This window comes from Mesorhizobium sp. M7A.F.Ca.CA.004.12.1.1, from assembly GCF_003997835.1.
GTDB lineage: Bacteria > Pseudomonadota > Alphaproteobacteria > Rhizobiales > Rhizobiaceae > Mesorhizobium.
Genome location: NZ_RZRK01000230.1, coordinates 1 through 7,992 on the forward strand (window position 1 = coordinate 1; position 7,992 = coordinate 7,992).

The following is a 7,992-nucleotide window of genomic DNA, read 5'->3' on the forward strand; positions in this document are numbered from 1 at the left end:
GCATCCACGTTGGTCCGCGCTTCGTCCGCGGTTGCAGCCTTTTCGCAAGCTGCGACTCCGATAATCTCAAATCCGCTGTCTTTATATTTCTCCTGCAGTTCGATCAAATGGGGCATGGCGTGGACACATGGTCGGCACCAAGTCGCCCAAAATTCAACGAGGTAGACCTTGCCGGGCCGAAGGCTCGTGAGGGGCTCGCCACGCAGCCAGTTCTCCACTTTCAGCGCAGGAGCCGGGGACCCCATACGCAGTTCCATCTTGGTGTCCAAAGTCATTCCACACCTTTCGTCTCTTTTGTCGCGGAATATTTTCCAGTCAAAATCGGACACGGTCTCGAGGGCATTGCTCCCTCTCGCTTGCTTCAGCGGAGCTCTCACCGTGTTGCCGCACATCAAGCACGGCAAAGGGCATGCCAACCCTTCTTAGCTTCGGCAAGCGCCGGTACCGCCTTGAATAAGCGAGCCCTAACACGGCCAGCTGACGTTAACCTGAATGTCGGCTTTCGACGGCTCACCTTAGCGGCTGCCGTTTAGGAAGGTGAGAGTTTGGCTGGCCCGCTGGCGATAAGACCGGCTTCGGCGTCCTGGAGTAGTCGCACTTCGGCGATGGGGTCGAAAGTGCGGGAGAGGCTCGGTACCCTTGCAGCCACCGCCGCATGTGGCCCGGCGTCATAATTCGCGTCGCGGTTGCCAACGGCGGCGTTGGGCTCGATCCACGTGGCGTTGAGCCCGACAGCACGTAAAGCTGCATCGTGATTGAATGCCCTTTGCTGTTTCACGCCAAGCAGGAGTCGCGCGACGCTACCTTGCTCAAGCGCGAGCAGAGCGATCTGACGCCGTAGGAATATTGCTCGTCCCGCTTTTGCCGCCAGAGGCGGAAATCTTTCCTGAATGCCACCGCCGATCATCAATATCGACGAATCATATCCCGCTGCCCATTTGTTCGACTCCGAGGTCGGGCCAGCACTCCGTCAAGGGACGGTTGATGAACCCTAGATGCTCGGGATTGGCGCATGGCGCGCGCCGCAGAAGGCTGTCAAGGATGCGGCGCGCTCGCCAGGCCAGCAGCCCAAAGTTCGGATCAGCCAGCCCGCGCTGTCCAAGGCAGGCGTTCTGAACGAAAAGGCGTCGGTCTCGCGGTCCGTCCCAGTACACCGAAAAATCCTCGCCGATGGCGAGCTCATTGCCGATCTGTTCGAGGCGATCTGCGATCGGTTCTAGGAAACCCGGCAGCGGTTTCTCGTACCCGGTGGCCAGGATGACGATATCGGCGGTTACTTCTCCGATGTTGTCCAAGCCGCGTTGCAGCGTGAGCCTGTGCCCTGCTCCGGCATTGATGCAGCGCGACACGTTGCAACTTGGCCGCAATGTGATCTCGCATTGGTGTGGCTCGAGAAAGGCGTGGTGGTAGAGCGCCTGATAGACCGCGCGCAACTTGCTTTCTGAAATGCCCTCGGAGGCAAGCGCGAAACGCCGCAGGAACAGCTGTCGATGCACCTCGCTCATCGCAGCAAAACGATCCGAGAAGCATGGCGTGAACAGCCCGTTTGTGAACGCGTGGTCGTCGAAAGGCATCTCGCGCGTCAAGACCCATGTGATCGCCGCGGGCCGCCGTTCTTTCGGCCGGCCGACAAGGTGCAGTAGCAGCTCGGCTCCCGACTGTCCGCCGCCAACAACGCAGACATGCTTTTTTTGCACCTCAGGATTGATGTGGGCCAACTCAGATGAGTGGAACAGGTTGGGTCCAGTCCAGCCATGAAACTGAGGCGGAATTTGCGCCTGCTTGCCTATGTCGATGACGAGGTTTCTTGCATCAAGGACCGCGTTGTCCGTCCGCACGCGAAACTCGCCGTCAAAGCGGATTTCGCGAACGGCCTCGCCGCCACGGACAAGCGGATTCTTCTGGAACGCCCAGTTGAGATATTGGGCGAACTCGGCTCTAAGCACCCCGTGAAATTGCGCATTGAGGAAATTGTAAAGACGCCCGTTCTCGTGGAGGTAGTTTACGAATGTGTAGGCTGATCGCGGATTGACCAGAGTAACCAGATCCTGGAAGTGGCCGACCTGGAGCTCCGCGCAATCGAAAGCGCTGCCTGGATGTCCTCGGAAATCGACCTCCCGGTCCAGGAACAGTGCCCCTTGCGCAATCTCTTCCTGTATCTGACACGCAAGGCTCAAATTAGATGGTCCAGCACCCACACCAATACAAAAGAGGTCCACTTATCCTTACTCCTCTAGGAGTGTTTTCCAACTCAGCGGCATGTTGACGTCGATTGCCGGGCATTGAGCAATGCGAACCTCACAGGCATGCTTGAGCCGCGGTCCCGACTGAGAGGACAGCAAAAGCGTGTGCCGCCTTCCAGGTCTTGGGCTCAATGTCGGCGGCATCGACAGCGGCGCGGCGTGATCCGAACCCAAGAGCAGAAGGAAAGTGTGTGATGCTGTCGCGCGGCTCTTCCGGATCTTACGGCGGCTTCTAGCGCCGGCCTCCACCCCAGGAGTGGCTGTTTCCCTGCCACGACGGAAGCGGCTCTTTCTTTCGAGGGGCGTAACCATGGATAACGGCTCTTAATGCTTTCGGAGACTCCCATGCATGCGGCGTGCCGGATAAAGACCTGTCAAACCAACGAGTTCGCGCAGTTCCAGCTCGTCTGGAATCCGACATTGTCGCACGCCCGACGATCGGGCAGGGGAAGCTCCGCGGCAGCGGCCCTTGCACACCGCAGGCTGACAGGGACAGCCGCCGATTTGACGCGCGTCCGGGTACTGATAAGGGGCCTTCCAACAGGGTTCGCGCACGAGGCGGGGTCTCCTGGTACACCCGCCCTGTGGCTTGGCTGCGGTCTGCTGCAGCCGTTCGTCTTTACTGCCCGTTGCGGACGATCTCGCACGAGTTGGTTCACGAGAGCGTCGTGAAGCAGTCGAGGCGTCCGGTTTGGCTCTGACAAGCGTCGCAAGATGTTCGCGGATCCAGCCATGTCTCCGCAATCCGACCGGTAACCGACGACGACTTCGGACTGGTTGGCGGTCCTACGACCTGATCGGTGTTCCTACGGAGCTGATCAGCGAGCCAAAAACAGCGGCAATGTGGTCTTCCCAAAGCTCCAGCTCGGCGGACCGCCGAAAATCCGCTCACGCAGCCCACGGCTGCCATAAGCACCCATAACCATCATGTCAGCACAGATGTCGTTCGCGTGCTGGGTCAGCACTGTGCCCGCCGATTTGCCGGCGCTCTTAAGCAGGTCAACGGAGACCCGAGCACCGTGCCGAGTAAGATAGGCAGCGATGTCAGCTCCAGACTGCGCGCCTTTCCCGTTGTTTTGCGCCTTTGGATCGACCATAGCGACACAGACTTCCTTGGCAGCGGATAGGATACTAAGAGCTTCCCGAACCGCACGCGAGGCCTCTACACGCGAATCCCAGCCGACCAGCACGCGTCGAGGCGACAGCGTCGCCTTAACGCCCTTCGGCACGATGAGCACCGGCTTTCCGCTATCGAACAAGCAGCCGTTGACAACAGGAGGTCCGAGAGTCTCATCGTTGAGGAGGTCTCCTCCAACGATCGTCAGGTCAGCGCAGAGCGCCCGCTGTCGTGCCACTTCACCGAGGCTAGCCGGATCGCAATAGTCGGTGTCAACGTCACAGGAAAGCGACATAGCTTTCAGCCTTTTGAGGATATCCGCGGACCGTCTTTCCATTCTGGTCACGTCCTGTGAAAATTTCTCGATTTGCTGAAATCGATAGTTCGGTACTGCAATTGCCTGTGCACGTCCTGTATTCCATTCGGGGGGCGGAGACGACATCAAGAGCAATGGAGGCGGTATAATGAGTACCGATAGGTGCGCGCCGACCTCGGCACACAGTCCGGCAGCTGTTGTGAGGTCCTCATCAGAATGATCAGCACCCGTCACACTGAATATGCTTTTAAATTCCATTTGCCTGCTTCTCCTGGTCTTCGTTAGGAGCGCCTCAAAGCGGCAACACCGCTCTCAGGAGGAAGAGAGAGCGGCACCACGTTCGATCACCGATTTCAGTCGTCCGGCTTCTCGAGCGAGTAGCCGGCCGACCTGACGGTGCGAATGACGCTGCCGGGCAAGGCCGTTTTCAGCGCCCTCCTGATTCGGCTGATATGGACATCGACGGTGCGTGCACCGACATGAATGTTGGGCAGCCAGGCCGCCCCGATAAGCTCGTCCCGGCTGAAGACCTTGCCGGGGGCCTCAATCATAAGCCGCAGCACGTTGAAATCGATCCGTCCGAGATGGATGTCGTGGCCATTACCGCGAACCCGATGGGCATCGAGCTTCATCTCCAGGCCTCCACAACAAATCCAACTGTCGTTTTCAACCCCGTTCGGACCACGCTTGGTCAGCCCGAGCCTCGCCCGCAGGCAGTCGAGCAGCTTGGCCGGAGCCACCGGCCGCACAAAGCTCTCAACGCCTGCCTTCAAGAGATCGAGGTGCTGGTGCTCGGCGCCAGGCGCGATCAGGGCGATGATAGGCAGGTCGGTGGTGCGCGGTTCCCGCTTGAGGTGGGCGCAAATTGCGGACCCGTTTATGCTGGCTGGGTCGCAATCCAGCACTACGGCCTGAAGCTCCCGTTGTTCGGCCAAGGCCAGCGCAGCCTTCGCGCCGTCTGCCGTCTCACTGCTGAAACCGTCAACCTCCAGTATGTGGCTGTAGAGCAGATAGAACTCGGCATCTTGCGAGCAGATCAGGACCAGCGGCTTCTTCATCGGCGATACCCCAACAACCTGGTCGGCCTCGAGTCCCTGGATCGAGGGGACTGGCCAACATAGTTTCTCGGGTCCGTCATGATGGCCTTTCTCGAAAATCGCGCCCATCATGCCAGCGCCACGTGGGGAAAGGTTTCGATGACTGAAATCGCATCGTCGACCAGCTTCGTACCGGCCGTGGCGAGCTTCAGGAGCGTCTCGAAGCCAAACCGGTGGACATCGCGCAGCGTTTTGGACAAAACGACCAGCCGTCCGGTCGTGAAAAGCACCCGACCAAAACCCTCATGGCTCACCTGGATCATCGGCGATGCCATAAGGCCGCAGCGCTCCTCGATCGCAAGCCCGATGGCGGCGTAGTACTTGTCGAGCCTCCACAGCACGTCGGGATCGGGATCTCCGATGATTGGGATCCCTCGGCGCTGTTCCTTGGTAATGATGAAGTCGCCCAGCAGCTCAGCGTCCGCTTTGCGTTCCCACGAGCCATAGGAATCCTGAGAACGGATCAGCCGCACGAGGCATTTGACGAACGGGGTGCAAAGAGCCGCCTCGTCTTCGGCGACAGCTGGGGGGATTGCGGGGTCAGGCATTGGCGTCCTCCTCTTTTCAGTCCTCGTCCTCGAAGGACGGTTTCTTTTCGGCAATGCCCGCTCGCGCCAGCACCTTGCGCAGCCAAGGCGGAGGACACGTCCTGAGCATCATCTGCGTGCGCAAGAGCACCTGTGGGATCGATTGGGGCTCCGCCACTTTGATCGGGTGGATTTTTGCCGCGACAAGCTTGGCTGCCGAAGGGCCGCCAATTGCCAGACAAAACAGGATCTGACAGCCCTTGAGCGCATCCACCTTTGGCGTGATGCGATCATCGCGCTCGGCCCGATGCTCCCCGCTTTCATCGGACACGTCATCGAAGGCCACGGCTTCTACGAGATTCCATTCCTCGCGCGTCACGTCGTAGACAGCAAAGCGCCTGGCCGACCCGAAATGGGCGTTGAGGTCCTGCATGTCCTGAGTGGCGATCGCAACGCGCAATGCGCCCTTACGTCGTTCAGGCATCGGGGCGAAAACCTCACTACTGACCAGCGAGAGGCGGCGAACAGCGTTCATCGTGATATTTCTCGATTACGGAGTGGATCAAGCGCCTCAGGAGTGGGCGCGTGTTGGTTGGCCTGGAAGATGCTGGCGACCTCGAAGATCATGTCGCGGGTGCCCTGATAGAGAATTGCGAGCTTGTGCTGGCTGCCTAGTCGATCGAAGACCGGGAACCCGATGCGCATGAGCGGAATTCGGAGCCGCTCCGATGCTTGGCGCCCGTGCGAATGCGTGACAAGCAGGTCAGCACCGACGGCAAGACTTTCCAGATCGCCGAGATCGCCGATCTGAACCGAAACCGCCGGGACTTTCTCGAGAATTTTAGACCTGTCGGTCGTTGTGACGGCCGCGGCTATCTCGGAGCCGAGGCCAGCAAAGAAGGTCGCAAGTTGGAACAGCTGGTCTGGTTCGGCAGCGATGGCAATTTTCTTGCCGCCGAAATGGAAATGTCCGTCGAGCATCGCGTCCTGCAATTGCGCCCGGCGCCGGCGCACGCGGGCCGGTACCGCCGCGCCCGAAATCGCAGACAGCAGCGACACGAAGCGGTCCGTGTCCTGCAGCCCAGTCAGTGACTGGAACAACACGTAAGGCACGCCGGTCAACCCGTGCAGCGCTTTCGCCGGGCGGCGCATGTGCTCACCGATGGCGATGCATTGCATGGCCGTGCCCAACTCGCGAATGTCTTCGACGCTGGTGCCGCCGTATGTGGTCGCTACCCAGCGGTCAGGAACCGTACCGTCGAGCGAGCCTGAAATGTCGGGCAGAATAACCGGCTTGAGCCCAAAGCTTTCAACCATGTCACGCATATGCTCGATGTCGGCGACAGTGAGGTTGCATCCGGGCAGGATCGCGATCTTCTTCGGCTGCCGCGCACGTTCGCCCGAGCCTGTAATCCCTTTGATCATTGCGGTGACTGCCTTGGCCCAGCCCTCTTCGATCGCGCCGTCAAAATCCGGCGTGTTGGCCAGCACGACCTCCGTACCCGCAAGCTCTTGCGTGTGCTTCAGCTTGATGTTCGCAATATCACTCGCGCAATCTTCGCCACGCGTCTCCACCAGCGCGGTCGTGCACACCCCGATCAGCTTTGGCTTCGTGCGGTTCTTGAGGTTGAGGATGGCTTCTTCAAGATGGTCGGCAGCGCCGAGGATGGTCGCCACCTCATCCATCGCTGTTGTCTGCAATGGAATCGTTTCTTTGAAGTGCCGTACGAAGAGCACGAGCGCGAAGCTTGTGCATCCCTGGCTGCCGTGGAACAGCGGCATCGCGCCGTCGACCCCAAGAAAGGCAAAGGCGGCACCCAGCGGCTGCGACGACTTCAGCGGGTTCACCGCCGCGGATTTGGTCTGGGGAAGGATGCGGGCCATCGGTCGCCTCAACACTCGCTGAACTCGTGTGCCGTCGCGCCGGCGAATTCATCGAACAGGTGCCCGGACTCCTTCTTCGTGCATGGCAGTTCGTCTTTTAGATCAGGCTGGCAATCCCACGGGGCCGGCTGGCGCACCTGAGACCAGACCGGATTGTGAATGGCGAGGTCGATCTGGCGTACGAGTTCCACCATGCCGGCATAGCCGGCATAAGGGTGCTGGCGCTCCTGGTTGATATCGAGCCAGGGCGTCTTGGCCTTGAGCGCAATGAATTGCGTGCGACCGCCCGACAGCATGATATCGGCCCTGTGTTCAGAGAGCATGGCGTACAGCTCGCGCGCAGCCATGTATTCGAACATATGCTTGTCGTGCTTGAGAACTTGTTTGATGCGCTCCTTGTCCTGCACCGTAGATTTCTTGACCGAGGTGCCGACGATCTCGATTCCGATCTCCATCAGCGCACGGACAACCGACCAGGACTTCACACCGCCTGTGTTGAGCAGCACGCGCTTGCCTTGGAGCCTTTGCCGGTAGGATTCGAGTTTCTTCCACGCGATCGCCTCCTGCTGCGCGATCAGCGTCTCCGTGCGCTCGAGGATCTCCGGATCGGCGCCCTTCCTCACCAGCAGCCTGACAAGGTTGCGAAGAGCTTGCGATGTGTCGGAGATGCCATAGAAGGAGCCCTCGAAGAACGGGATGTCCCAGCGCTCCTCCATCTTGCGGGCAAGACTGATCAGCGCGGTCGAGCACACGATCATTGCCGCCCGGGCGCGGTGCGCGGAAGCAATGTCGCGGTAACGCGCATCGC

At 59.9% G+C, this 7,992-nt stretch carries 9 protein-coding genes; all 9 read right to left on the reverse strand.

Going from position 1 to position 7,992, the window contains the following annotated elements; genetic code table 11:
* Positions 1 to 257, reverse strand: a 257-nt coding sequence (locus EN984_RS14345; protein ID WP_164765472.1) for a TlpA disulfide reductase family protein, incomplete at its 3' end; no start/stop codon positions are given.
* 272 nt (positions 258 to 529) lie between these two features.
* Positions 530 to 907, reverse strand: a complete 378-nt coding sequence (locus tag EN984_RS14350) for a hypothetical protein (RefSeq protein ID WP_024505270.1) — start codon at positions 905 to 907, stop codon at positions 530 to 532.
* A gap of 13 nt (positions 908 to 920) precedes the next feature.
* Complete coding sequence (locus EN984_RS14355) at positions 921 to 2,219, reverse strand: SidA/IucD/PvdA family monooxygenase (protein ID WP_063169368.1); 1,299 nt, start codon at positions 2,217 to 2,219, stop codon at positions 921 to 923.
* A gap of 842 nt (positions 2,220 to 3,061) precedes the next feature.
* Positions 3,062 to 3,934, reverse strand: a complete 873-nt coding sequence (locus EN984_RS14360) for a universal stress protein (protein ID WP_063169369.1) — start codon at positions 3,932 to 3,934, stop codon at positions 3,062 to 3,064.
* A 95-nt stretch (positions 3,935 to 4,029) separates the two neighbouring features.
* A complete protein-coding gene (locus EN984_RS14365; RefSeq protein ID WP_095489438.1) occupies positions 4,030 to 4,842 on the reverse strand; it encodes a response regulator transcription factor in 813 nt (270 codons plus the stop codon).
* Positions 4,842 to 5,321 (reverse strand): NifX-associated nitrogen fixation protein, encoded by a 480-nt coding sequence (locus tag EN984_RS14370; protein WP_024505267.1) that lies wholly within the window; start codon positions 5,319 to 5,321, stop codon positions 4,842 to 4,844. The genes EN984_RS14365 and EN984_RS14370 overlap by 1 nt, the downstream gene beginning before the upstream one ends.
* A 16-nt stretch (positions 5,322 to 5,337) precedes the next feature.
* Complete coding sequence (nifX, locus tag EN984_RS14375; protein WP_063169371.1) at positions 5,338 to 5,835, reverse strand: nitrogen fixation protein NifX; 498 nt, start codon at positions 5,833 to 5,835, stop codon at positions 5,338 to 5,340.
* Entirely contained in the window at positions 5,832 to 7,184 is a 1,353-nt protein-coding gene (gene nifN / locus EN984_RS14380; protein ID WP_024505265.1) for a nitrogenase iron-molybdenum cofactor biosynthesis protein NifN, read from the reverse strand. The genes nifX and nifN overlap by 4 nt, the downstream gene beginning before the upstream one ends.
* Before the next feature lie 8 nt (positions 7,185 to 7,192).
* On the reverse strand, positions 7,193 to 7,992 hold an 800-nt coding region (locus tag EN984_RS14385; RefSeq protein ID WP_281057290.1), incomplete at its 5' end, for a nitrogenase component 1.